This window comes from Blautia sp. AF19-10LB (assembly GCF_003461245.1).
Taxonomy (GTDB): Bacteria; Bacillota; Clostridia; order Lachnospirales; family Lachnospiraceae; genus Blautia_A; species Blautia_A intestinihominis.
The window spans coordinates 56,779-83,203 of record NZ_QTWS01000017.1; the positions used below are offsets into that span (position 1 = coordinate 56,779).

23 protein-coding genes and 1 pseudogene are annotated in these 26,425 nt (G+C 41.1%); 19 read left to right on the plus strand and 5 right to left on the minus strand.

What is annotated here, in order from left to right; translation table 11 throughout:
- Window positions 1-7 precede the first annotated feature (7 nt).
- The 6 genes from DWX28_RS10645 (at window position 8) to DWX28_RS10670 (ending at window position 7,975) form a co-directional block, all read left to right on the plus strand.
- On the plus strand, window positions 8-799 hold the full coding sequence (locus DWX28_RS10645; RefSeq protein WP_022214348.1) for a pseudouridine synthase: 792 nt from the start codon (window positions 8-10) through the stop codon (window positions 797-799).
- Window positions 800-1,011: 212 nt separating this feature from the next.
- Entirely contained in the window at window positions 1,012-1,740 is a 729-nt protein-coding gene (rpsB, locus tag DWX28_RS10650) for a 30S ribosomal protein S2 (protein WP_118252664.1), read from the plus strand.
- Window positions 1,741-1,770: 30 nt separating this feature from the next.
- Window positions 1,771-2,709 carry a translation elongation factor Ts gene (gene tsf, locus DWX28_RS10655; protein ID WP_118252665.1) on the plus strand — a complete coding sequence of 313 codons (939 nt, stop codon included), beginning with the start codon at window positions 1,771-1,773 and terminating at the stop codon, window positions 2,707-2,709.
- Between the two features lie 562 nt (window positions 2,710-3,271).
- Entirely contained in the window at window positions 3,272-5,674 is a 2,403-nt protein-coding gene (locus DWX28_RS10660) for a zinc-ribbon domain-containing protein (RefSeq protein ID WP_118252666.1), read from the plus strand.
- 265 nt (window positions 5,675-5,939) lie between these two features.
- A complete protein-coding gene (locus tag DWX28_RS10665; protein WP_022214345.1) occupies window positions 5,940-6,719 on the plus strand; it encodes a hypothetical protein in 780 nt (259 codons plus the stop codon).
- A gap of 326 nt (window positions 6,720-7,045) precedes the next feature.
- Complete coding sequence (locus DWX28_RS10670) at window positions 7,046-7,975, plus strand: AEC family transporter (RefSeq protein WP_022214344.1); 930 nt, start codon at window positions 7,046-7,048, stop codon at window positions 7,973-7,975.
- Between the two features lie 129 nt (window positions 7,976-8,104).
- Here the strand turns inward: DWX28_RS10670 and DWX28_RS19385 are convergent, their stop codons facing one another.
- Entirely contained in the window at window positions 8,105-8,281 is a 177-nt protein-coding gene (locus tag DWX28_RS19385; RefSeq protein ID WP_022214343.1) for a hypothetical protein, read from the minus strand.
- Between the two features lie 158 nt (window positions 8,282-8,439).
- Here DWX28_RS19385 and DWX28_RS10675 point away from each other — a divergent pair, with 158 nt between their 5' ends.
- Window positions 8,440-9,369: an AraC family transcriptional regulator gene (locus DWX28_RS10675; RefSeq protein WP_118252667.1), complete on the plus strand. Its 930-nt coding sequence runs from the start codon at window positions 8,440-8,442 to the stop codon at window positions 9,367-9,369.
- Between the two features lie 189 nt (window positions 9,370-9,558).
- On the opposite strand, the gene DWX28_RS10680 is transcribed toward DWX28_RS10675, so the two are convergent.
- Genes DWX28_RS10680 through DWX28_RS10695 form a run of 4 tightly spaced genes read right to left on the minus strand, consistent with a single transcriptional unit; the run spans window position 9,559 to window position 14,769 of the window.
- A complete protein-coding gene (locus tag DWX28_RS10680; RefSeq protein ID WP_199611819.1) occupies window positions 9,559-10,737 on the minus strand; it encodes a thiolase family protein in 1,179 nt (392 codons plus the stop codon).
- Window positions 10,738-10,790: 53 nt separating this feature from the next.
- Window positions 10,791-11,534, minus strand: coding sequence for a 3-oxoacyl-ACP reductase FabG (fabG, locus tag DWX28_RS10685; RefSeq protein WP_022214340.1), 744 nt, complete (start codon window positions 11,532-11,534; stop codon window positions 10,791-10,793).
- A gap of 39 nt (window positions 11,535-11,573) precedes the next feature.
- Window positions 11,574-13,157, minus strand: a complete 1,584-nt coding sequence (locus tag DWX28_RS10690; RefSeq protein WP_022214339.1) for an acyl CoA:acetate/3-ketoacid CoA transferase — start codon at window positions 13,155-13,157, stop codon at window positions 11,574-11,576.
- Window positions 13,158-13,182: 25 nt separating this feature from the next.
- Complete coding sequence (locus tag DWX28_RS10695) at window positions 13,183-14,769, minus strand: class I adenylate-forming enzyme family protein (RefSeq protein WP_022214338.1); 1,587 nt, start codon at window positions 14,767-14,769, stop codon at window positions 13,183-13,185.
- A gap of 271 nt (window positions 14,770-15,040) precedes the next feature.
- Here DWX28_RS10695 and DWX28_RS10700 point away from each other — a divergent pair, with 271 nt between their 5' ends.
- The 12 genes and pseudogenes from DWX28_RS10700 (at window position 15,041) to DWX28_RS10750 (ending at window position 26,362) form a co-directional block, all read left to right on the plus strand.
- Complete coding sequence (locus tag DWX28_RS10700) at window positions 15,041-15,784, plus strand: N-acyl homoserine lactonase family protein (protein WP_022214337.1); 744 nt, start codon at window positions 15,041-15,043, stop codon at window positions 15,782-15,784.
- A gap of 58 nt (window positions 15,785-15,842) precedes the next feature.
- Window positions 15,843-16,967, plus strand: a complete 1,125-nt coding sequence (locus DWX28_RS10705; protein ID WP_022214336.1) for an ABC transporter substrate-binding protein — start codon at window positions 15,843-15,845, stop codon at window positions 16,965-16,967.
- A gap of 83 nt (window positions 16,968-17,050) precedes the next feature.
- Window positions 17,051-18,541: a sugar ABC transporter ATP-binding protein gene (locus DWX28_RS10710; RefSeq protein ID WP_022214335.1), complete on the plus strand. Its 1,491-nt coding sequence runs from the start codon at window positions 17,051-17,053 to the stop codon at window positions 18,539-18,541.
- Window positions 18,542-18,562: 21 nt separating this feature from the next.
- A complete protein-coding gene (locus tag DWX28_RS10715; protein WP_022214334.1) occupies window positions 18,563-19,537 on the plus strand; it encodes an ABC transporter permease in 975 nt (324 codons plus the stop codon).
- Complete coding sequence (locus tag DWX28_RS10720) at window positions 19,534-20,490, plus strand: ABC transporter permease (protein ID WP_022214333.1); 957 nt, start codon at window positions 19,534-19,536, stop codon at window positions 20,488-20,490. The genes DWX28_RS10715 and DWX28_RS10720 overlap by 4 nt, the downstream gene beginning before the upstream one ends.
- A 78-nt stretch (window positions 20,491-20,568) precedes the next feature.
- Window positions 20,569-21,585 (plus strand): LacI family DNA-binding transcriptional regulator, encoded by a 1,017-nt coding sequence (locus DWX28_RS10725; protein WP_022214332.1) that lies wholly within the window; start codon window positions 20,569-20,571, stop codon window positions 21,583-21,585.
- A gap of 69 nt (window positions 21,586-21,654) precedes the next feature.
- Window positions 21,655-22,128, plus strand: a complete 474-nt coding sequence (locus tag DWX28_RS10730; protein ID WP_334290845.1) for an acyl-CoA thioesterase — start codon at window positions 21,655-21,657, stop codon at window positions 22,126-22,128.
- Window positions 22,129-22,385: 257 nt separating this feature from the next.
- Window positions 22,386-22,889: a gamma carbonic anhydrase family protein gene (locus DWX28_RS10735; RefSeq protein WP_022214329.1), complete on the plus strand. Its 504-nt coding sequence runs from the start codon at window positions 22,386-22,388 to the stop codon at window positions 22,887-22,889.
- Between the two features lie 37 nt (window positions 22,890-22,926).
- A complete protein-coding gene (locus DWX28_RS10740; protein ID WP_022214328.1) occupies window positions 22,927-23,415 on the plus strand; it encodes a hypothetical protein in 489 nt (162 codons plus the stop codon).
- A 272-nt stretch (window positions 23,416-23,687) separates the two neighbouring features.
- Window positions 23,688-23,774 (plus strand): annotated as a pseudogene (locus DWX28_RS20540) (helix-turn-helix domain-containing protein); the annotation flags it as partial.
- Between the two features lie 136 nt (window positions 23,775-23,910).
- Window positions 23,911-24,792: an RNA-guided endonuclease InsQ/TnpB family protein gene (locus DWX28_RS10745; protein ID WP_330417651.1), complete on the plus strand. Its 882-nt coding sequence runs from the start codon at window positions 23,911-23,913 to the stop codon at window positions 24,790-24,792.
- Window positions 24,793-25,012: 220 nt separating this feature from the next.
- Complete coding sequence (locus tag DWX28_RS10750) at window positions 25,013-26,362, plus strand: MATE family efflux transporter (RefSeq protein ID WP_118252668.1); 1,350 nt, start codon at window positions 25,013-25,015, stop codon at window positions 26,360-26,362.
- Window positions 26,363-26,425: the final 63 nt, after the last annotated feature.

Below are 26,425 nucleotides of genomic sequence, written 5' to 3' on the forward strand. Positions count from 1 at the left end.
AGTGATTATGGCAAAAGCAGTAAGACTGGATAAATTTCTTGCGGATGCAGGGAAGGGAACCAGAAGTGAAGTAAAGAAATTTATACAGAAAGGTCAGGTTCAGGTCAACGGAACACCGGCGAAGAAACCGGAGCTTAAAGTCGATCAGGACAAAGACGTAGTCGTGCTTGCAGGTGAGACGGTTGGTGCGGCACCGGAGTTTGTCTATTATCTTCTGAATAAGCCGGCGGGCTGCGTCAGTGCAACAGAAGACAGAAACGACAGAACTGTCATGGAATATGTACCATCTGACAGGAAGGGACTTTTTCCGGTAGGCCGTCTTGACAAGGATACAGAAGGACTTCTCCTGATCACCGACGACGGAATGCTGGCGCACGAACTGCTTGCCCCGGGAAAACATGTGGACAAGACCTATTTTGTCAGAGTAGAGGGGAATGTGACACCGGAAGCAGTCGCGAAACTTGAAGAAGGCGTGGATATCGGAGAAGCGAAACTGACCATGCCGGCAAAAGCAGAAATCGTAGGCGGAAGCTTTGAAGAGACAGACGGATCTTTCGGACAGACAGCACGTGTCCGCAGAGAAAATCTCCCGGAAGTCTACACAGAACTCCATCTGACGATCCACGAGGGCAAATTCCACCAGGTCAAACGGATGATGGAAGCAGTCGGAACACCGGTCATCTACCTCAAAAGGATCTCCATGGGAACTCTCACCCTCCCGGATGATCTCAAAAAAGGCGAATGCCGTCCGCTGACAGAGAAAGAAGTAACAGAACTGAAAGAAAGCGTAAAATGTTAAAGAATCAGTAAAATTCATAAGAAAAAGTGCGAAAACCCTCTTTACACGGAGGGTTTTCTTATGCTATACTCTAGAAGTTGCAATGTGCGTAAAGACGCACAAATAAAAAGTCACGTACAGAGATTCCGATGGATGGTGCCCTTACGGTGTGAGGTTGGGTCCGGATAGAAAGTGATCTGTGCGGAAGAATTTAACCAAAAAGGAGAAAAATCATGAGCGTTATTTCAATGAAACAGCTTTTGGAAGCAGGTGTTCATTTCGGACATCAGACAAGAAGATGGAACCCTAAAATGGCTCCGTACATCTACACAGAAAGAAATGGTATCTATATCATCGACCTTCAGCAGTCTGTAGGTATGGTTGACGATGCTTACAATGCAGTAGCTGATATCGTAGCTAACGGCGGAAACATCCTTTTCGTTGGTACTAAGAAACAGGCTCAGGACGCTATCAAAGTTGAAGCAGAGCGTTGCGGACAGTACTATGTAAACGAGAGATGGCTTGGTGGTATGCTTACAAACTTCAAGACAATCCAGAGCCGTATCGCAAGACTGAAACAGATCGAAGCTATGGAAGCTGACGGAACTTTCGAAGTACTTCCAAAGAAAGAAGTTATTGAATTAAGAAAAGAACTTGCTAAACTGCAGAAGAACCTTGGCGGTATCAAAGAGATGAAACGTCTCCCAGATGCAATTTTCATCGTTGACCCTAAGAAAGAGAGAATCTGCGTTCAGGAAGCTCATACATTAGGTATTCCGCTTATCGGTATCTGCGATACTAACTGTGATCCGGAAGAACTTGACTATGTAATCCCGGGTAACGATGATGCTATCCGTGCCGTAAAACTGATCGTTTCCAAAATGGCAGACGCTGTTATCGAAGCAAATCAGGGAACAACAGAAGCTGAAGAAGCAGAAGTTGAGGAAGCTACAGAGGAATAATTAATTTAATAATTCCAGGAGGAAAATACAATGGCTATTACAGCAGCTCAGGTAAAAGAATTAAGAGAAATGACTGGCGCCGGAATGATGGATTGTAAGAAAGCTCTTACAGCTACAGAAGGTGACATGGATAAAGCAGTAGAATTCCTGCGTGAAAAAGGTCTTGCTACAGCTCAGAAGAAAGCAAGCCGTGTTGCAGCAGAAGGTCTTTGCAAGACTCTCGTTGCTGATGATGCTAAGAGCGCAGTTGTTGTAGAAGTTAACTCTGAGACAGACTTCGTTGCTAAGAACGAGAAATTCCAGAGCTATGTTGCAGATGTTGCAGCACAGGCACTTACTACTTCCGCAGCAGATATCGATGCTTTCCTTGCAGAAGCATGGGCACTTGACACAACCAAGACTGTAAAAGAAGCTCTTGCAGCTCAGGTTGCAGTTATCGGTGAGAACATGAACATCAGAAGATTCGCTCAGGTGAAAGAAGAGAACGGTTTCGTTGCTTCCTACACACATATGGGCGGAAAGATCGGCGTTCTTGTAGACGTTGAGACAGATGTTGTTAACGATGCAGTTAAAGAAATGGCAAGAAACGTAGCAATGCAGATCGCAGCTCTGAAACCGCAGTACACATGCGACAGCGAAGTAAGTGCTGAGTACATCGAGCATGAGAAAGAGATCCTTCTTGCTCAGATCCAGAACGATCCTAAGGAATCCCAGAAACCGGAGAAGGTTATCCAGGGTATGATCACTGGACGTATCAAGAAAGAACTCAAAGAAATCTGCCTTCTTGACCAGACATACGTTAAAGCAGAAGACGGAAAACAGTCCGTTGCTAAATACGTAGAAGAAGTTGCTAGAGCAAACGGCGCTAAGATCACAATCAAAGGTTTCGTTCGTTTCGAGACTGGAGAAGGTATCGAAAAACGCCAGGACGACTTCGCAGCTGAGGTTGCAGCACAGGCTGGTATGTAATCTGTAAAGATTAGATATCTATCATAATTCAACTACTAAGAGGCCCTGAAAGCCTTATAGCACTCATTTGGGAGTGGTTATAAGGTTTTCGGGGCTTCTTTTTGTCTGAGGAGAGTATCCCGGATTGTAATAACTGTCAATAGAGTCCACGCAAATGTCGATGGAAAATGACCTAAACTATAGTAATTACATACAAAGTCCACGAAATTACAGGAACTGTATGACTTAAATAACAATAAGTATAAATCAAGCCTACGAAAACTTCTTAAATTGTATGACTCATATTATAATAAGTATAAGCTGGATCATTGAAAGCTTTAAAATTGGATGCTCAAAACATGAGTAAGCACAATTTGAGTCAATAATAGGAGTAAAATCAGATGACTTGAATGCCCGGTTGTTGGAAAATAAGTCGATGAATAGTAAATAATTATTTTAATAATACTTGTGATTTTTGTATGTTTCTAAAAATGAAGGTAGTATAATAAATACAAAATAGGATAATATAAGTGAATATTTTGTTCAGCGATTACTAATATTATGTATTATAGAGGACTGAAATATGGAAACAAAACATATAAGTGATGTACCAGAATTAATGAAACAGTGGAATTGGCAAAAAAATGCTGAGATGGGTATTGTTCCGGAAAATATTTCAATTGCTTCAAAGAAAAAAGTTTTCTGGAAATGTCATATTTGTGGCGGTGAATGGGAAACAGCACCTCAGTATAGAAAAAGAAATGGGTGTCCATATTGTGCAAATTTTAAAGCACTTCCAGGTTTTAATGATCTTCAGACTCTTTTTCCAGATATTGCGGCAGAATGGGATATGCAAAAAAATAATTCTTTACGGCCACAAAATGTTACAAAAGGTTCAGGAAAAAAAGTATGGTGGATTTGTCCAAAAGGTCACTCTTATGATATGCCTATAATTTGTAGGGTAGAAGGGCAAAAATGTCCTTATTGTAATAATCGGAGAGTGCTCTTTGGGTTTAATGATTTAGAAACATTAAACCCTGCAATTTCTCAAACTTGGCATCCCATTTTGAATAATGGACTTACACCCAAAGAGGTGACTCCAGGCTCAAAAAAACAGGTGTGGTGGAAATGTGAAAAAGGACATGAATGGAGTGAGTCTGTAGTACAACGTTGCAGGAGTAAGGGATGCCCTGTTTGTCAAAATCGTAGAATTATCAAAGGAATAAATGATTTGGCAACACTTCGTCCAGAGTTAAAAATGGAATGGGATAATGAGAAAAATGTTAGAAGTCCAGAAGAATATTCTTGTGGATCGAGAGCAGTAGTATGGTGGAAGTGTAAAAAAGGACATAGATGGAAAGCTGCGATATCAGACAGGAATAGAGGAAATAGCTGTCCTAAATGTGCTGAAGAGCGTAGAGTATCTTTTCCAGAAAAAGCAGTTTTGTATTATGTTGAAAAAGTTTTTACAGATGTGAAAGCCAACTATAAACCGGAATGGCTAGGATTGCAGGAATTAGATATTTATATACCTGAGTATAAAATTGCTATTGAATATGATGGGATATATGGCCATTCTAAATTAAGCGGTAATAAACGTGATGAAAAAAAGAATATTATATGTCAAGAAAATAGCATAATACTTATACGTGTACGAGAACCAGGGTGTATGCAGCTTAATACTGATTCTATCAATTATATAATGGAGTCGCCCAAAGATATTGAGAAAGCGATTCAGTTTGTATTACAGAAATTAAATGAACTTACAAATGTAAATACTTTAGAGATACAATCAGACATTAATATTCTTAGAGACAGTACAGAAATCTATTCGTTGATTGAGTATACTGAGAAAGAAAATTCGTTAAAAAATAAAGCACCAGAGATTGCGGCACTATGGCATCCTGTTCGAAATGGAACATTACTGCCGGAATCTGTATCTGTTGCGTCTTCAAAAAAAGTATGGTGGTATGGGAAATGTGGACATGAATGGCAAGGCTCTGTAGCTTATGAAGTATTAAGTGGAAAATGCCCATATTGTACAGGAAAGAGGATTTTAAAAGGATTTAATGATCTTGCATCACAAAGACCGGAAATTGCACAGCAATGGGATTATAGAAAAAACGTTGAACATAAACCGGAAAATGTAACTGTTGGAAGTGGGAAAAGTGTATGGTGGATTTGTGAAAAGGGGCATGAATGGAAGGCTGCGATTTGCAGTAGAACAAGGAAGGATAAAAAATGTGGATGTCCAATTTGCAGTAACCATAAATTATTGACGGGTTATAATGATGTCAGATCTAATGAAGAGTTATTAAAAAATTGGGATTATGAGAGAAATGAAGTGTCTCCGAAAAACGTTTGTATAGGTACTGCGAAACAATTTTATTGGAAATGTCATGAATGTGGCTATCAGTGGAAAGATAAAGTAATTAGTCAACGAAGTGGAAAAGGATGTCCTTGTTGTAACAAAAAGAAGCGCGTTAAGGCAGTACAAAAGACGTATATAAGAAAAGCCGGAGGTTCACTTGCAGAACTTTATCCACAATTACTTTCTGAATGGGATTGGGATGCAAATAATGACCTTAATCCTTATGAAATTGTTCCTGGATATGGTAAGCATATTTGGTGGAACTGTTCAGTGTGTGGAAATAAATGGAAAGCCACTGGAATTATGCGAACTAGAAGAAATTCTACGGGATGTCCGGTATGCGCTAGAAAGAAACAAGCGAAATCCAGACAGAAAACGTTTTTACAAAGTGGAGTAAAGACTTTGAATCAAACAAATCCAGAGCTTGTAGTTGAGTGGAATTATGAGAAAAATGGAGATTTAAATCCTGAATTTATTACAGCTGGTTCTGGGAAAAGTGTTTGGTGGAAATGTAAAAATTGTGGATATGAATGGCAGGCAGAAGTAGTTGAGAGAGTACGAGGACGAAGAAAATGTAAACGGTGTAAAAATAACACAGAATTAAAGAAAGATTGAGAGATAATCAGATATATAAATACTGCGGATGTGCAAAGTAAAAATTTAATATAGATATATTGAATTTTAGGAAAAACAATGCTACTATAAAGCCAAAGCATATTTCTCTACAAATTCAAGGCTTTTTTGCCGTCTGATTTTCTATATTCACTTCAGAAATCCATGCTTTTAAATCCAATTAAAAAGAAAAGCAAGGGTTTGGAGTGCACTAAATAATAGTACGACACGTTCTTGATGCTCCTGCAAAAAACAGGAGGTAATGCCTATGACAAAAAGAAAGAACCATGAAACTGTTACAACGAAGAAAAAACAAATGAGCGGGAAGATGTTGCGGGCAAACAAGAAGTATAAAGATACAGTTTTTCGGATGCTGTTTTCTGATCGTGAAAATCTACTGTCACTTTACAATGCGATTAATGGAACTACATATGAAAATCCAGAGGCACTGGAAATTGTAACGCTTGAGAATGCTATTTATATGGGGATGAAAAATGATCTGGCATTTATTGTAGACACGAATTTGTTTTTATATGAACATCAGTCAACCTATAATCCGAATATGCCGTTGAGAGATTTATTGTACATATCCAGTGAGTATCAGAAATTGGTGGATCACAGATCATTGTATCCTTCGATTTTACAGAAGATACCGGCACCAAATTTTATTGTGTTTTATAATGGAACAAGAAAGAAGGAAGATCGGTGGGAAAATCTGCTGTCTGAAGCATTTGAACATTTGGAGGGAAAACCAAATCTGGAGCTGAGAGTAGTTACGCTGAATATCAATGAAAATCATAACCGAGAGTTAATGGAACAGTGCAAAATATTAAGAGAAGAAGAGGAAGAAAAGAAACTTCGAGAAGCAGAATATGAGGCTGGATATGACAGTGGAAGGCAGGACGGGTTAACAGAGGGAGAACTGCGAAAGGCGAAGGAAACTGCGGCAGAGCTTGCAAAGCTGGGAATGGCAAGCACGCAGATTGCAGATGTACTTAAAACAGAGGAAGCAGTTATTTTTCAATGGCTTGAGGAATGCGCAAAATAATTTGATTGCGGATGTTTCTATCCTACACTTGCAGTCTATAACGCAGGTGCGGCACTGTATCGAATTTTCTTCAAAAAATCCGGTCAGCTACATTGGCACCTGAATCATGAAACTGGATGTCAGCCTGCAGAAAAAGATCCTCCGGAGCGCAGTTCCAAACGGAGTGGAGATTCAAACAGGGAAAATGGAAGACATTCAAAGTAATATAAAAAGTATAAGAAAAATACCTTGAAACCTGAGATTCAGAGTGCTAACATAATGGAAAGTACCTGGGACTTTATGAGGTCAGGGTATTTTTTATTTTAGTAAAAAAGGAAGAAAAACAAATGAAAGTTCTGGAAATCATATCGCCGGTACTGGTGATGATCATTCTTGGTATTTTATGCCGGAAATGGAAACTGCTGAACAAGAACGGCATCGACAACATGAAAGCATTGGTCACAAACATCATGCTTCCGGTAGCAATTTTTCATGCACTGGCGACATCAGATTATGGAGCAGAAACGGCGAAACTGGTCGGGATCATGTTTATCATGCTTGTGGTATCTTTCAGTATCGGATTTCTTATGAAACCGCTCATGACCGAAAATTACCGCAAGTATCTGCCATTTATGGTCAGTGTGTATGAGGGCGGTTCGATGGCATATCCTCTGTACACAAGTCTCTGCGGACAGGAAAACCTGTCACAGATCGCAGTTCTTGATATTGCGGGACTGCTTTTTGGATTCAGTATTTATATGGGAATGCTTGGACAGACCGAGAACGGTGAGAAGATCAATGTAAAAAATCTTGCAGTAAGCGCAGTAAAAACACCGGCATTTATCGCGAGTGTTCTGGGAATCATTGCGGGATTGACAGGCGTGATCAAACTTCTGCTTGCAAGCCCGGCAGGCGGGATTTATACAAGCGTGGAAAGTATTCTGACCACAGCTCTGACAGCGATCATCCTGATCGTGGTAGGTTTCAGCATGGAACTGACACCGGAACTTTTTGGTCCGTGTATCCGGACGATCGTGATGCGTATTGCTTTGCAGGCAGTTATGATCGTGGGTGTTCTCCTGGCGGTACATAGTTTTATCGGAAGTAATACACTGCTGGATCTTGCGGTGATCACCTATATGTCTGCACCGGCTACGTTCAGTATGCAGACTTTCCTCAAGAGAGAAGATGGAAGTGCGTATGTATCCACGACAAATTCACTGTATTGTATTGTGTCGATCGTGGTGTATATGATCCTTGCGTTTTTTACATATTAAAATAGAGAATACTTATAAACAAGTGCCATACGGAGCAAGAAAACCGTATGGCACTTGTTATATATATTGTATATAGTGAAAAAATAAGCTGAATATTACCGGCAAATGGAAGGAATCGCAATACCGAACTCAGGCAGAATGGGGCATGCCGGAAGCAGGAAGAGGATTCTTGGAAGAAATCTGAAGTGAGGCATAAGCCTGTGCGACATCTGTGACAGTTATGTGTTCCAGTTTTTGAAGAAAGGCAGAGGAATCCTTTTGACTGGAGCTGAGATAGAGTAACTGATGAAATATATCAAATGTCATAGCGATCCTCCTTTTTGAATGATGGTGAATAAGCAATCGTGTATAAAGTGAAATCTAACGTTTTTATAATAATAACGCTTATAACATAAGAAAAAAATAGAAATAACGCCATATATATGGTAAAATAACGCCAGAATAAATTAAACTGGAGTGAGAAAATGTTACTGGAAGATCTGATTATCACAGACACAAGCAAAGAAAATATGTTTGAATTACAGGAAAATTATCCATGCTGCAGCAGAGATATGGTCATAACAGCGGGGAACAGCCGGGTTGTTCCCTGGCACTGGCATGAGGAACTGGAGATTCTTTATGTCCGAGAAGGGGAAATAGATTACTGGACAGCAGGAAACTGCATCCGTCTCAGGAAATCGGATGGTATTTTTATTAACACAAACGTGATGCATCAGGTGATTTTTCCGCAGGAAATGGAGGATGCCGGAAGCCAGGTCTTTATGTTCCGACCGGAATTTCTGGCAGAAGAAGGCAGCCTTTTACATAAAAAATATATCTGCCCTGTTTTGTATGATCACAAATTTCAGGCGGCGGTGCTGCGTCGAGAAAGTGAAATGCAGAGAAAAGTGCTGGAAGATATGCTGGAAATGGATCGAATCCAGGACAAAAAGGCATTCGGATATGAGATGGCATTTCGCAATAAGATAGCAGAGATGTGGATAGATTTTATCCACATGTTAGGCGTGGAACCGGAAACTGCCAAACTTCGTACTTCAGAAAAAGAAGAACGTCTCAAAGAAATGCTGGCCTTTATTCATAAAGAATACAGAAATGAAATTTCCCTGAGCGATATTGCAGACGCTGCGAAAGTAAGCAAAAGAGAAGCACTTCGATGTTTTCAGGAAGAAATCCATATTTCACCGGGTGCTTATCTCAAAGACTACCGCCTGCAGATGGCGTGTACCATGCTGAGAAATACCTCTGAGACGATCACGACAGTTTCTCAGAACTGCGGCTTTCATTCTGCCAGCTATTTCGGCAAAGTTTTCCGCAGCCAGATGGGATGTACACCGTATGAATTTAAGAATAAGACCGGAACCGGAAACAGAGAGGGAATTTCTGAAAAAAATTAGTTTCCGGAAGATATTGTAGAACGTAATATGAAATTTGTGTCAGTTCTGTTATCAGAAACTACCACATTTATGTAGAGAACTGTACTGTCAGGGGCAACAAAAAAGAGGCTGCCGCCTGGAAATGTCCAGTGCAACAGCCTCTTTTCTTTGTAGGAATTTATCTGTGTAAAAAGGGGACGATTAAGAAGTTTAACATTTGGTGAAGTACATGGAGATACCCTGTCCGCCGCCAATGCACATACTGATCATGGCATCCTTCTTATCTGTTCTCATTAATTCATAGAGAACTTTTACGGTAAGCACACATCCGGTCGCACCGATTGGATGTCCAATGGAAATACCACCACCATAGATGTTTACTTTGTCTTTGTCAAGACCAAGGTCTCTTCTTACGGCATAAGCCTGGCTTGCAAATGCTTCGTTGATTTCAAACATATCAATATCTTTCAGATTGATGTCGAGTTTTGATGCCAGCTTTTCACTGGAGAATTTTGGGGAGTAACCCATCAGTTCAGCATCGAAACCTGCTACTGCAAAATCAACAATTTTCAGTTTAGGAGTAACACCAAGTTCTTTTGCCTTGTCAGCAGACATAATTACAACTGCAGCTGCACCATCGTTAAGACTTGAAGAGTTGCCGGCGGTAACAGTGCCACCTTTTACGAAACAAGGACGGAGTTTTGCCAGCTTTTCAAGAGTCTGACCTTCTCTTGGACCTTCATCTGTATCAAAAACAGTCACATTACCTTTTCGGTCTTTTAATTCAACCGGGAGAATTTCATCTTTGAATTTTCCCGCTTTGATAGCTGCCACAGCACGCTGATGACTTTCAAGAGCGAATTCGTCCTGTTCTTCTCTGGTTACATTATATTTTGATGCCACGTTTTCTGCGGTCACACCATTATGTTTTCCATCCAATGGCCAGGTCAGAATATCAATGACTCCATCCTCGAATGTTTTGTGACCCATACGTGCGCCCCAGCGGGCATCTTTTACATAATACGGAAGCTGAGAAATATTCTCTGCACCTCCGGCAACTACAACATCAGCCTGTCCAGTCTGGATTTCCATAACAGCATCTGCAATGGACTGAAGGGAAGAACCACACTGTCTGTTTACAGAATAAGCAGTTGTTTCTTTTGGCATGCCGGCTTTCAGACTGATCGCTCTTGCTACAAATCCATTTTCTGCAATCTGTCCTACCTGTCCGATGATAACCTCATCAACATCTGACAGCTGGATTCCTGCGCGGTTAACTGCTTCTTTTACAACCATAGCTCCCATGTCAATAGCAGAAATACTTTTCAGGCTGCCACCGTAACTTCCTACAGGGAGACGTACACCACTTACAATTACTACATCTTTCATTTTGAGTTCCTCCATATTTTTTATGACATAAATCAGCTGAAATTTTGACTTGCTCAAACGATCATTCCACCACCGACATTGATAACTTCTGAGGTGATATAGGCAGCCTCATCAGATGCAAGAAAGGCAACCATATTTCCTACGTCAGAAGGTTTACCTGCATATCCCATAGGGATTCTCTGCATCATGCTGTCCCATGCGGCTCCATCATTTACTTCTTTCAGTTTAAGAGTCATATCGGTTTCAATGAATCCAGGGCAGATGGCATTGCATGTGATGCCTTTGCGGGCACTTTCTCGTGCGGCGGTTTTAGTGAGACCTACAACGCCTGCTTTGGCAGCGGCGTAATTAGCCTGTCCGATATTTCCAAGCCAGCTTCCGGAAGAAATATTGATAATACGTCCGCTTCCCTGAGCACGCATGTGTTTCAGAGCTTCCTGGGTACCAAAGAATACGCCTGTAAGATCGACATCAATTACCATCTGCCAGTTTTCTACAGGCATTTTGTGAAGCATGCCATCACGGTTGATACCTGCATTGTTTACCATAATATCCAGCGTTCCATAAGTGTCAATGGCGTATTTTACCAGTGCATGTACTTCTTCCTGTTTGGAAACGTTTACAGCAAAAGCCGAAGCTGTCCCCCCTTTTGCAACGATTTCCGCAACTGTATCATCAGCAGGTGCCATATCAGCGACAACTACTTTTGCACCTTCTTCTGCGAGTTTCATGGCAATTCCTTTTCCCAGACCACGTCCGGAACCTGTTACAATTGCTACTTTGTCTTTTAATCTCATGATATAATCCTCCTAAATGATTTTTTTATGTTAAAAATTTTAATGGTTACGAATGATATCTTTCAGTCCGTAGGGTATTGCTTCAGAGAAAATTGCCGGATTCATTTCTTTCAGATTTTCACTGATGATTGGTTTGAATTCCATCAGATCAAGAACCTGGGTCTGAAGGTCAATGCCAGGGGCAATTTCTGTAAGCACAAGTCCTTCTGGTCTGAGTTCAAATACAGCACGTTCTGTGATATAATGCATTTTCTGATGTTTTTCTCTGGCTATTTTTCCATTATAGGAAATCTGTTGTACTTTATTTACAAATTTGATAAGACTGCCTTCTTTATTGATATGAAGCTGACCATTCTCAAACGAGCAGTCGAGACCCTTCCCTGTAAAAGAAGAGCAGAAGACAACATGTTTGGCATTGGTTGTTATATCGATAAAACCACCGGCTCCGGTAGGATTTGGACCGAGTCTGGTTGCATTGACATTTCCGTCCGGGTCAATTTCACCGGCACCCATGTAGGTGACATCTACGCCGGCACCATTATAGTAGTCAAACTGGTCATCGTGTCTTAAGAGTGCAAAATTGTTTTTGGCGATACCAAAATCAATACCACCCATAGGAATACCACCGTAAATACCTGATTCTACAGTGACAGTTACATCGTCGCCAACACCTTCTTCGGAGATGATCGGGCCGACAACATCATTGGGAATACCAGTTCCTACATTCAGTACATCGTTAACCTGAAGTTCCATGAGAGCACGTCGTCCAATGACTTTGCGGAGGTTCATAGGAAGTGCATCAGAATCGGAAACAGGAACTTTGATGTCTCCACAGTAGGCAGGATCAAATGCAAAACTGTGTGTCTGACGATGATCCTCTTCTGGATTCGGACACATAACAACTGCGTCAATAAAGATTCCCGGAACAGTAACTCGCTTGCAGTGAAGAGTACCGGATTTTACTTTATATTTTGCCTGGGCGATAACTTTGCCGCCGAATTTCTTGCAGGCCATAACAGCGGAAAATACTTCCAGCTGCATTGCTTCTTCATCTGTGGTGAGGTTTCCCATTTCATCTACATAAGTTCCCCGGATAATACAGTAATCAAGTGGAATTGGCTTATAGCGCATGTATTCTTCACCATCAATTGTGACAACATCTACAATATCGGGTGCGTCTTTTGTAATGGCATTCATTTTTCCACCATCAATACGCGGATCAATAAAAGTTCCAAGACCTACTTTGGTGATTTTTCCAGGTTCACCTCCTGCCATACTGCGGTACAGCTGAGCGAACTGTCCCTGAGGGATACAGTAGGCAAGGATTTTATTTTCTGAGATAAGTTTCATCATACGTGGCTGCAGACCCCAGTGTCCTCCGATGATACGGTACAGCATTTCTTCATGTGAGAAATGCTGTATACCTCTGTCACGGTCGCTCTGTCCACAGGAGTGAACCAGTGTCAGATGGTTGGGACTTCCTGTTTCAAGGAAACGCTTTTCGATAGCTTTCAGAATAGTTTCAGATGCAGAAACCAGGGTCATGCCTATTGTTGCAATGGTACTGTCATCTTTTATCATAGCTGCGGCTTCTTCGCCGGTTACAAATTTTGGCTTTTTCATAATGTCCTCCTGTCATAGTGGTGCTTCAGAACATTTTCCGAATAGCACGTTTGTCTATCTTACCGTTAGGGGTAAGGGGAATTTCATCAGTAATGAGAATTCGCTTTGGAATTTTGTATTTTGCAATTTTTTTGTGCAGAAGTGCCTGGATTTTAGGTTCGTCCAGATCACTTCCGGGACCAAGTTTTACAAGAGCCGCTGCGACTTCGCCGTAAACATCGTCCGGAATACCTACAACAGCTGCCTCATTTACTCCTTTTAACTTATAAATTTCATTTTCTACATCAAAGCTGCAGATTTTTTCACCTCCTCGGTTAATCATATCTTTTTTGCGATCCACTACGAACAGATAACCTTTTTCATTAAAATATCCTAGATCTCCGGTTCCAAGCCATCCATCCTTCAGGGAAGGAGTATCTGTTTTATAGTAGGAAGTAAGTACCACATTGCCATGAATCCATATTTCTCCAATCTGACCGTCTTTCAGTGGGGCGCCATTGTCATCGCGTATTTCAAAAACAGTTCCGGGAACCGGAAAACCGGAAGAACCGATATAAGGACTGGTACTCGCATCACCAGGAAAAATAGTGGCTGGAGAGGTTGTTTCTGTCAGTCCATATACTGTATGAAAAACAGAATGAGGAAGCCAGTTGTGTATGGCGGTGAGTTTTTCTTTCGGCATGTTACTGCTTCCGCATGCAAACTGTTTCAGCGTCGGAAGAGATGGAAATAAATCTTTTTCTTCCAGAAGCATGGAAAAGACTGTAGGTGATGCGTGAAGAAAAGTAATATTATGCTCTTTTACACACTGAAGCACCCGCCTGGCATTAAATATTTTGTGTAAATATAAGGTTCCTCCGCAATGTATGAACAGACCGAGTAGTGCAACCATTCCTGTAACGTGATAAATAGGTATGGGAATCACTGAAATGTCGTCAGCTGTGATGTTTAGGATTTTCTGATAAGTAGCTACTGCATTCATAATATTGTAGTTTTTGATCACAACGCCCTTGCTTTGAGAAGTTGTTCCCGATGTGAACATGATGATTGCGTCATCAAAGGAATCATGGCAGACCGGACTTTCAGTTTCAGGAGAATGATAAGTAGCCAGTCCATAGCCTTTTTCAATATCAGAACAGGCGATGCGTCGAATTCCCTGAGTTTCAAAATCTTCAAACCATTTATAGAAATCCTGATCGCAGATGATACAGCTCACATCAGCTTTTTCTACTAACGAGGATACTTCTTGCTTTTTGTATTTACTTGGGAGTGGAATAGTGACAGCGCCAAGTTTTAACAAAGCAAGAAACGATACACAGAATTCCAGACAGTTATACATCATCAGAGCAACGTGACTATTCCTGTGAATATTCTGCTTTTGGTACAGATAAGAAGCAAAAGCGTCTGTCTTTGCCAGCAGATCTGTATAGGTACAGGAACGGTCATAATTGTCTACAATCGCTGTTTTGTCTGGAAACGACTGCGCTGTCTTACATAAAGCATCATACAGTGTTGTGGGAAGGCTGGTATAACATAGAATATCTGAACCAGGATTTAATGGTTCTAATTGAAAATCGACCAACCCTTTCCATTTGTCTGTTCCAGAAAGCATTTGATTAACCTCCTTTTAAGAAAACGGTTTCGCTTATGTGAACATGATAATGTAAAAATAATGGAAAGTCAATATGGAAAACATGCACAAAATAACCAAAAAATATTTGGTAAACAGGACGAATACGATAAAAAAGTATAAAAACTATTGATTTTTGAACAATAGAACTGTATACTCTGGTTATCAAAACAAGAAACCGTTTTCTAAACAAAATTTTAGAAAAATGGAATCTTACTAAGAAAACGTTATCTTAAATAAAGGAGGTATTAGGATGGCAAAATGGACAGTGCGGGCTATTCAGGTAGGAAGTATTGATCTGGATCGTTCAGCTATGACACATTTTAAAGGAAAAGGTGAACGTATTACAGTTCCGATCTGGTGTGCAGGGGCGACAGATGGAATACATAAGGTGATTGTAGATACGGGAATTCGTGATCTCGAAGAATACAGAAAAGCGGAACCTGGAGTAAAACAGACACCAGATCAGGTTACAACAGCTGCAATTAAGAGAGTCATGGGATGGGAACCTGATGACATTGATATTGTTATCAACACACATCTTCACTGTGACCATAGCGGAAGTAACAGAGAATTTAAAAATGCTAAGTTCTACGTTCAGAAAAAAGAGTGGGAAGCTGCATTTAATCCTCTTGTGCCGGAGGCGCCTTTCTACGATAAACTTTGCTACGACAAGAATGCAGTTAATTATTTCCAGTGGAATTTCCTTGAGGGAGATACAGAAATCCTGCCAGGACTGAGAGTGATTACAACGCCAGGACATACAAGAGGACATCAGTCAGTAATGTTTGACACAAAGGACGGAGTTGTATGTGTTTCAGGTGATATCTGTAATGTGGCAGAAAATGTAAATGGTAATCTGGAGCCGAATATCGTGGTAATGGTTCCGGAAACATATGAAAGCTTTGAACGCATCCGACAGTTTGCACATTATATTCTGCCAGGACATGAACCGGCTATTGAGGATGGTTCTGACAAGTTTATAGCTGTTTTATAAGAATATCTATTAGGGGAAAATAAAACTATACAAAACTATATAATAAGGAGAAAACAATATGAAAAAAAGAGCATTGGCAATCGTTATGGCAGGTTTAATGGCAGTATCTATGAGCAGCGTATGTGCATATGCAAAAGACGAAGAAAAAGAAGCGAAAACAGAAGGATTCTACATTGGTCTGTCAAATGGTTACTGGGGAAATACCTGGCGTGCACAGATGGTAGAGGATTTTGAAAACAAGGCAGAAGAATATAAAGAAGAAGGTATTATTTCTGATTATATGATCTCCAACTCAAACAGTGACGCAACAGAGCAGCTGAACCAGATAAATGCAATGATCGATTCAGGAGTTGATGCAATTCTTATTGATGCGGTATCTCCTACAACAATTAAATCCGCAGTTGAGAAAGCAAAAGCAAAAGGAATTCTCGTAGTGATTGCAAATGACCCGGCAGCTTATGAAGATACGATCTGTGTCTGTGGAGATAATTATACATGGCAGAAGATCCAGGCAATGTGGCTGATGGAACAGATCGAAGGAAAAGGCGATATCGTAAAGATTACTGGTGTATCTGGTAATGCGGCAGATACTATTCGTGAGCAGGCTAATGATGATATTCTGGCAGAATATCCAGATGTAAATGTTCTTACTTCCGCACCTGGAAACTGGTCACAGACAGATGCACAGTCCGTTATGACGACATTTTTATCAAGCTACGACAGTATTGATGCGATTCTTGAACAGGACGTAATGGCAGAAGGTGTTATCAAAGCATATGAAAATGCCGGTAAAGATATCCCGGTTATGACAGGAGATTACACAAAATCCTTCTTTGCAAAATGGGCAGAAATGGAAGATCTTAATACAATTGGTGTTCCGTATGCACCAGGTAATGCAACTGTAGCACTTGAGGTAGCTGTGAGATTGCTTCAGGGAAAAGAAATCGATGAGGCTAATTTAGTTGCAAATCCAATGGATGAAAATCTGATTAATACAGTCATGGTAGCCCCGCCGTACGTTGTTACCAAGGAAGCACAGCCGGACGCTACGTGGATGGAAGGACTGGAAAATACAGAAGCTATTTCACTGGATGAAGCAATGGAACTGTTAAAAGATTCAGCTGATACGGCTGCATTAGACGGTTATATGTCAGACGAAGCTGTCGACAAATTATTCAAATAAAGAAACCGTATTCAGGGACTGGCGGTAGTTGATGCCTCCGCCAGTCCTGTTTTTAATATAGACAGGATACAGGAGGAGGCAATATGGGGCTTATTTTTCAAAATATATCAAAAAAATATGGTGCTGTTGTAGCAATAAAACACGCTGAAATGGAAATTGAAAATGGAGAAGTCAGGGCTATTTTAGGTGGAAATGGATCTGGAAAGTCGACACTGGCAAAAGCTCTGGGTGGACTGATAAGTAAAAATTCCGGAGAAATTATTTTTGACGGACAATCGATTGATTTCAAATCACCGAAAGAAGCGAAAAAAAATCATGTAATAATGACAAGCCAGGAACTGAGTCTGTTCGGAAATCTGACGGTAGAAGAAAATATCTGCATATGTGACGTACCTTTAAAAGGCATTTTTACAGATAAAAAAAGAATTAAAGAAAAGTCGCTGGAAATTTTAAAGGTGATGAAATTAGAAAACATTGCGACAAAAAAAGTAGAAGATCTTGCACCAAACCAGCAGTATATGGTAGAACTTGCCAAAGCACTGGTTCAGGAACCAAAACTTCTTATTATTGATGAGATCACGTCAGCTTTATACAGAGAAGATGTAGAAATCGTTGATGATATTATAAAAGATCTGAAGAAAAAGGGATGTATGGTTTTATTTATTTCGCATCGTATGTCAGAATTATATGCTATGTGTGACAGTGTCACGATTATGAAAAACGGAGAGACCCTCGGTACTTATCCGATGCAGGAAAAAACGGAAAGTGAGTTACTTTCTCTGATGGTAGGATCAAAAGTAGAGACTGGCAGACAACATAAAAACCGTCAGGCAAAGAGTGAAAAAGATATATTGATCAAAGCACCACACATAAAAATTCCTTCCTATGGAACAGAGGAAAGTCTGGAGATCAGAAAGGGAGAGATTATAGGTGTTGCAGGACTGCAGGGACATGGTCAGACCGATCTTGTCAATTCGCTGTATGGTAACCTGGGAGAAATAAAAATCATCATCGATGGCAAAGAGGTTTCTATTCATAATTCCAGACAGGCAGTTTCAAATGGATTTGCATTTATTTCCGGCGACAGGGAACGGGATGGAACATTCCAGGAGCGTAATCTGGCTGAGAATCTTGCAGCAGTGAAAGAACTGGTCAAGCATGAAAAAATCGGTGATTCCAGGTCTGTTCTGGACAGCTTTAATGTTAAATACGATAATCCGGGACAGCTGATTACTGCATTGAGCGGTGGTAACCAGCAGAAAGTTGTTGTAGGACGGTGGTTAAGCACAAAGCCGCGGCTTCTTCTGGCAAATGACCCTACAAAAGGTATTGATGTTAAAGCAAGAACAGATCTTCATAAAGAGTTTGTGAAACTTGCAGAAGAGGGAAATGCGGTAATCATGATTTCCAGTGATGATGATGAGCTGGTAAATGTTACATCTATGGCAGAATGTTCAAGGGTTATTGTTATGTATGAAGGGCATATTTCTGCAATTCTTGAGGGCGATGCTATTACAAGAGAGAACATTTCGGCGGCATCTATGCCGATTGAAGAAAAACAAATGCAGGCATAATTGAAAGGAGGATAAAATCAGATGAACAAAGTAAAGAAACTGATGTCATGGAATGCATTTCCGGCATTATTATTGTTTGTAATATTTCTTGGGATTAATGGAGTAATGACAGGTGGACTGAGTGTATCTTTTTTTCGATCCTTCATTTCCACTAATGCAGGTGCGATTTGTGTGGCAATCGGTGTAACTGCTACGATTCTTGTTGCAGGTACTGATATTTCTCTTGGTTCGATCGTGTCGCTGGTAAATGTGGTTATTGTTACTGCTTTTGAGAAAGGATTTTCTGTACCGCAGGCTGCATTGCTGGGGCTGTTGACTGCAGTTCTGTGTGGAATGTTCAATGGTTTTGTTGTAGGCATCATGAGAGTTAATCCGCTGCTGGCAACATTTGCAACATCAATTGCATTTGCAGGAATTGCATTATGGATTTTGCCATATCCTGGTGGCTATATTGATTTCACTTTTGGTGACTGGTATCTGGGAAATATGTTTGGTATTATTCCGACGCCGGTAGTATTGATAGCCATTCTTGTACTTATATGGATATTTGTAATGAAATTACCTGTGGGATTGCATATTTATGCGTTGGGTAAAGATGTAAAGAAGGCGTATGCATCAGGAATAAATGTTGCTGCGTTAAGATTTTTTGTGCATACATTTGCCGGTCTGGCGGCAGGAGTTGCCGGTATTTGTATAAGTGCCAATATATGTGCCGGAAGTCCGACAGTAGGATCTGCCATGAGTATGAATTCTATCGCAGCGGCAGTTATCGGCGGTGTTTCTCTGAATGGAGGAATCGGAGGAATATGGAGTGGTATTTTCGGCGCCTCTTTCCTGAGTATTCTGATTTCTATTGTCGTATCTGCAAATTTAAGTTCTATAGTACAGAGCTTTATACAGGGACTGATCCTGCTGATTGGAGTTACAGTGTCTATTGCAGCATCAGATAAAGAAATCAAAACAAAAATAAAGAGAGCTATAGGAGGAAAGAGATGAAAACACTGAAAAAGCTTAACAATCCATATCTTCCGGCAATTATAGGAACGGTTGCTCTTTTAATTCTTGGACAGTGTCTGAGCAAAGGTTTTCTGTCTATGAATAATATTTCAAGTATTTTGATGACAACGTCAATTCTTACACTTGCGTCAATTGGCCAGGCAGCGGTAATCATATCAGGTGACAGTGGGCTTGACATGTCTGTTGGTGCAATCATGTCTATGACAGCTCTCTTTGGTCCAATGATAAATGTAGGATCTGGCGTAGCCTCATTTATTTTAATGATTCCTGCTGTTATGCTTATGGGAGCTGTTGTCGGCGCAATTAATGGCACCGGAGTTCAAATGTTAAAGGTTGTTCCGCTGGTTATGACGCTGATTATGTCAAATGTTGTAGATGGCTTTTCAATCATGGTTACAAAAGGGCAGCCATCTGTTATGGTAGGAAAGGAATTACAGGGAATCTCAAAAACATTAGTAGGTCCACTGAGAATCCTGCCAACAGTAGTGCTCATTGTTTTGATCTTACTGGAAGTTCTGTTCCTGAGAAGAAGCCGCTATGGAAGAAGTCTGTTTCTGGCAGGTAATAATAGAAATGCGGCAAATCTCTGTGGTATCAACAGTAAAAAGATAATTATCCTGGCGTATGTGTTTGGTGGAGCTATGGCGGGATTTGCAGGGCTTATGCTGGTTGGATATGCAGGAACGGCACAGATGAATATGGCAAGCAGCTATACAATGCTTTCTGTTGCAGCAGTAGTTATTGGTGGAACCAAACTGACAGGTGGAAAAGGTACATTCATTGGAGGTGCTCTTGGTGCTTTGGTGCTGGTACTTATTACAAATATTCTTCAGGCATTAAATATGGCCGCAGGATTAAGATCTCTGATCCAGGGAATTATTCTGATCGTGATTCTGATGATGAACAGCAGAGCACCTAAGCTTCGACAGTAATGATAAATATTATTACCAGAATATCTATTGCGAAAAGAAAGTGCATGATGTAAAATTGAAGAGAAAAGGAGAAAATGCATGAAGAATGGAAAGTATGGCATTTCAGATGTTGCAGAGATGTTAGGCGTTTCAAAATCAACAGTTTCTCGCGTAATCAATGGAAATGAAGGTGTCGGTCCGGAACTTCGTAAAAAAGTGATGGACTTTATCAATGAAATAGGATATCAGCCAAATACGATAGCCCAGAGTTTAAGTAAGGGACGGATGAACATAGTGGCATTGATACTGGGAGATATTCGAAATCCGTTTTATGCAGATTTGACATTTAATATTCAGAGGATTCTTAACGACAATGGTTATATGGTAATGGTTCTGAACAGTGAATATAACATTGATAGAGAACTGGAATTTTTGAAATTAACAGAGCAATTTAATTTTGCAGGTTTGATTTTGATAACGGCACAGGAAAAAGCAATAGAAGAGAGACTGAAAAATATGGAAATGCCAAAGGTGCTTGTTAATCGTATTCTACCATATTATACAGGAGATTCGGTGTTAATTGATAATTTTCAGGCAGGATATCAGGCAACTATGCATCTGATTGAACTGGGACACCGTCACATAGGCTTTATCAAAGGACCGGGGGTATCTTCTGCATCCAGTCAGCGCTTTGCAGGTTACCGACAGGTACTTGAGAATTATGGCTTTTCTTTTGATGAGAAATGTGTGTTTGAGAGCGATCTGAAATTAGAAACAGGACGGGCGCTGGCACAGCAATTTTTAGAAATAAAAGAGCGTCCAAGTGCGATGGTTGTGGTAAACGATATGACTGCAATCGGTTTTATGGATGGCTGCAGGAAAGCGGGAATCCGTATTCCTGAAGAGTTGTCAATCATAAGTTTTGATGATATTGCAATGGCGTCAATGTATGGTATCGAACTGACGACGATAAGCCAGCATGTAGATGAAATGGGTGAAAAAGCAGCACATTTGATGTTGAAACAGTTAAATGACAAAGATGCGAAAACAGAGCGTATTATTATGGAGCCAACTTTGATTGTAAGAAAAACAACCTGTGAATGTTCTGAGATTTGAAAAGTTTGCCAGTTGGAGAGATTCACTGGCGGCAGTTTGCAAATTCTATATGGAAAGTGGTGGAAATAAGTGCATAGAATGAAACGGGTAGAGGATTCCCGTACGGAGAATACATTTCTGATCATGAATAAACATATCAACTGTTATGGACGTCTCTTTGGTGGAGTGCTGATGCAGTGGATTGATGAGATGGCGGGGATTGTAGCTCGCCGTCATGCCGGTACGATTGTTACAACAGCCTGTGTAGATAACCTGAATTTTAAAGCAGGTGCTTATCTGGGAGATGTGGTTGTGCTGATCGGAAAACTGACCTATGTAGGCAGGACCTCTATGGAAGTACGAATTGATACTTATGTGGAGGAGTCGGATGGAACACGCAGGATGATTAACAGAGCTTATGAAGTTATGGTGGCATTGGATGAGGACGACAACAAAGTGGACGTACCGGGTCTTATCGTAGAGACAGAGTCTGAAAAGGCAGAATGGGAAGGCGGAGAAAAGCGATATACACTACGGAAGGAAAGGCGAAGAGAAGGATACTGATGTTAATGAAGCCTGAGGCTATCTATCATATTATGGCAGATAGCCTCAGGCTTGTTCTTGCATTTTTACATATTAAAATAGAGAATATAGAATATAGCAATTATAAGTAAGTGTCATACAGAGCAGTAGAAAATCGTATGGCACTTTTATTGTATCTCAAGTAAGCAACGTGAGTGTGTTCAATGATTGACAGCAAAAGCAGGGTTTGCTACACTAAAAACATATTGGCAGAATTGCAGAAGTCAGAGGAAGATACAATGAATTATAGAAGTGTAAAAATATCAGAAGATGCGAGAATTTCAAAGCAGTCTGTGCTCGCAGGGGATGTGACGATTGGGAGAGACAGCTGTGTGTTTTATTTTGCGGTGATCCGTGGCGACGAGGCTCCGGTTGTGATTGGAGATGAGTCGAATATTCAGGAGAATTGTACAATTCATGTAAGCCGTAACATGCCGGTTCATATTGGAAATAATGTCACTGTAGGGCACAATGCAGTGATCCATGGCTGTACGATCGGAGACAGAAGCCTGATCGGGATGGGGGCAGTGATCCTTGATGGTGCAAAGATCGGAAACGACTGTATCATTGGAGCCGGAAGCCTTGTGACAAAGAATACCGTGATACCGGATGGCTCCCTTGTGATGGGCAGTCCGGCAAAAATTAAACGAAATCTTGCCTGGGAAGAAAAATTGAGAAACCTTGAAAATAGCAAAAGATATGTGAATGTCTCCAGAGAGATGCAGGAACAGGGAGTATTATAAGAAACTATTATAATTTACAGAGAGTGAGGAAAAATGCATGTCCTGTACAATAAGAAAAGCCACACCGCAGGATCTTCCGAGAATCCGGGAGATCTACGAGATGGCAAGACAGTTTATGAGAAAAAACGGTAACCATTCACAGTGGGGTAAAGGTGACGAACCGGAAGCTCTGATCGAGGAAGATATCCGCCAGGGAAATCTGTATGTACTGGAGGAAGCGAGTATTCATGCAGTATTTGCCTTTATTATAGGAGAAGATCCGACCTATCTGGAGATAGAAGAAGGAAACTGGAAGTCAGAGGAACCTTATGCTGCCGTGCATCGGGTAGCCAGCGACGGAACCGTGCAGGGTGTCATCGGTCATGTCATGGATTACTGTAGCGCACAGGTACCACATCTTCGGATCGACACACATAAGGATAACAAAGTAATGCAGCACGTACTGGAAAAATACGGTTTCGTAAGCTGCGGCATCGTGCATGTCCGGGATGGAAGCCCGCGCATTGCATATGAACTGCTCCCGTAATATGTCATAATATGTTAAAAAAACGTTATTTGCGTTACAGGTAGTATCCCGCGAGGTGTTTTGCCATGAATATGGCAAAATCCCATCACCGAAGGTGATTTGGAATGGATTTTGACCAAGTTACTGTGAACGGAGTGAACAGTAACCCTTTGAGCATATCTGCTCGAATAATTCATAAAAACACTTGTTCCTATAAAACAAATATATTATAATAAAAAAGAACAATATGTTCGTAGAAATAAAATCAATCCGTCAGTATATAGAAAGTCAGGGTGAGAAAAATAAACCGGGTAGTAAAAATAAGAATCTATCCAAATAAAGAACAGATATCTCAGATAGAGAAAACAATCGGCTGCTGCCGTTTCCTTTATAATCAGATGCTTGCGGATAAGATCAGTTATTACCAGAAAGAAAAAAAGATGCTGAAAAATACACCGGCCGGATATAAAAAAGAATATCCATGGCTGAAAGAAGCAGATTCTCTTGCACTGGCAAATGTGCAGAGGAACCTGGAAGGAGCCTTCCGGAAATTTTTTCGGGAACCGAAAGTGGGATTCCCAAATTACAAATCAAAAAAATTCCCGGAAATCTTATACAATAAATATGATAAATGGAAATATCTGCCTGCAGGAAAAGTCTCTGAAACTACCAAAGATGACACCCATAAAAATAAAACTTCACCGTTCGATACCGGAAGGGTGGAAACTAAAATCAGTGACTGTAAGCAGGGAACCAACCGGAAAATATTTTGCAAGTCTGTTGTTCGACTGTGAAAACCAAACAGCGGAGAAAAGACAGGCAGAAAAATTTCTGGGGATTGATTTTGCCATGCATGGGCTGTGTGTGTTTTCTACCGGTGAAAGAGCTGGATATCCGATGTTCTACCGGAGTGCTGAGAAAAAGCTTGCCCGGGAACAGAGGAAACTTTCCAGATGCGAAAAGGGCAGCAGGAACTATCAAAAACAGAGGAAAAGGGTTGCATTATGTCATGAAAGGATAAAGAACCAGAGGAAAGATTTCCATCATAAGCTCAGTCATGACCTTGCGGAGAAGTATGATGCGGTATGTGTGGAAGATCTGAACCTGAAAGGGATAGCCGGAGGTCTGCACTTTGGAAAAAGGATACAGGATAACGGATATGGGCAGTTCCTTTCGATGCTTGGATATAAGCTGGAAGAACGTGGGAAATATCTTATAAAAGTAGACCGTTATTTTGCATCCAGTAAGATATGCAGCGTATGTGGGAATAAGAAGAAAGAACTGGTTTTGTCAGAACGGACATACATATGTGAATGTGGAAACCGGATGGACCGGGATGTGAATGCAGCTGTCAATATCCTGGAAGAAGGAAAAAAGATATATAAAAAGTGTGCGTAGCGGCACATAGAAAAATCTGTAACCAGATAAAAAAGAACCGCGGGACACGCGGGGATAGCCTGTTTTAGCTTTGCCCTGAAGGGTGATCGAGCAGGAAGCCTCCACTTCAAAATCTGTAAGATTTAAGTGGTGGGAGCATGTCACAGGAACATAATGTCAGAGGCGGCATGACCGCCGGTAATTTTTACAAATTGTTTTATGGGGAAGTTGAGGTGGAAAAATGGAACAGCAACAGCATATGTTCACGAATCGCATGATCCGGAATCTACTTATTCCGGTCGTGCTGGAACAGTTGTTGAACTCGATCATGGGAACTGCGGATACCATGATGGTGAGTAATGTCGGTTCGGCGGCAATCTCGGCGGTATCGCTGGTGGATTCCATCAATGTGCTCGTCATTCAGGCATTTTCCGCACTGGCAGCAGGCGGTGCGATCGTCTGTGCACAGTATATCGGGCAGAGAAACAAAGAAAAAGCAAATGAATCTGCAAGACAGGTGTTGTTTATCATCACAGCCATTTCAGTAGCGGTGAGTCTGATCTGCCTTGTTTTCCAGAAACCACTTCTGAGACTGATCTTTGGCTCAGTCGAAGCGGAAGTTATGAGGGCATCAGAAGTTTATTTCTTTTATACAGCCCTGTCCTTCCCGTTTATCGCGGCGTATGATTCAGCAGCATCTATTTTCCGTGCGCAGGACAATACCAGAGGTCCTATGACCATTTCCATGATCTCCAATGTGATGAATATCGCCGGAAATGCCATTATGATCTGGGTTTTCCACATGGGAGTAGCAGGTGCGGCACTTTCTACACTGATCTCCCGTATTTTCTGTGCGGTAGTAGTACTGATCCAGCTTCGAAAAGAAAGGGAAGGTCAGGAGATCGTAGTACGTGATTATTTCAAGATCCGTCCGAACTGGTCCATGATAAAAAGAATCCTCGGAATCGGAATTCCATCTGGTGTCGAAAACAGTATGTTCCAGCTCGGCAAACTGGCAATCCAGTCTACGGTTTCTACTCTTGGAACTGCGGCGATCGCAGCACAGGCGATGACGAACATTCTGGAAAACCTGAATGGTATCGCAGCAATCGGTGTGGGGGTAGGTCTGATGACGATTGTCGGTCAGTGTCTCGGCGCAGGAAGAAAAGACGAGGCAGTCTACTACATAAAGAAGCTCTGCGTAATTGCAGAAATCGTAGTACTGACAAGCTGCCTGATCGTATTTGCACTGACAAAACCAGTCACGATCCTTGGAGGCATGGAAAAAGAAAGTGCAGATATGTGTTTCCATATGGTGATGTGGATCACGATCATGAAACCGCTTGTATGGACCATGGCATTTGTTCCGGGGTATGGGCTCCGTGCGGCAGGAGATGTGAAATTTTCCATGATCACATCCTGCTGTACGATGTGGGCATGCAGATTCTGCCTCTGTGTATTTCTGATCAGAGTCATGGGTTTTGGTCCGATGGGCGTCTGGATCGGAATGTTCGCAGACTGGACTGTCCGCAGTATTATTTTTACCTGGAGATTCCACAGTCGCAAATGGCTGCAGCATAAAGTAATATAGAGAGTATAATTTAACCTATTGTGCTACTTCAAATAAATTATATGAAAACCTGTAAATGCGCAA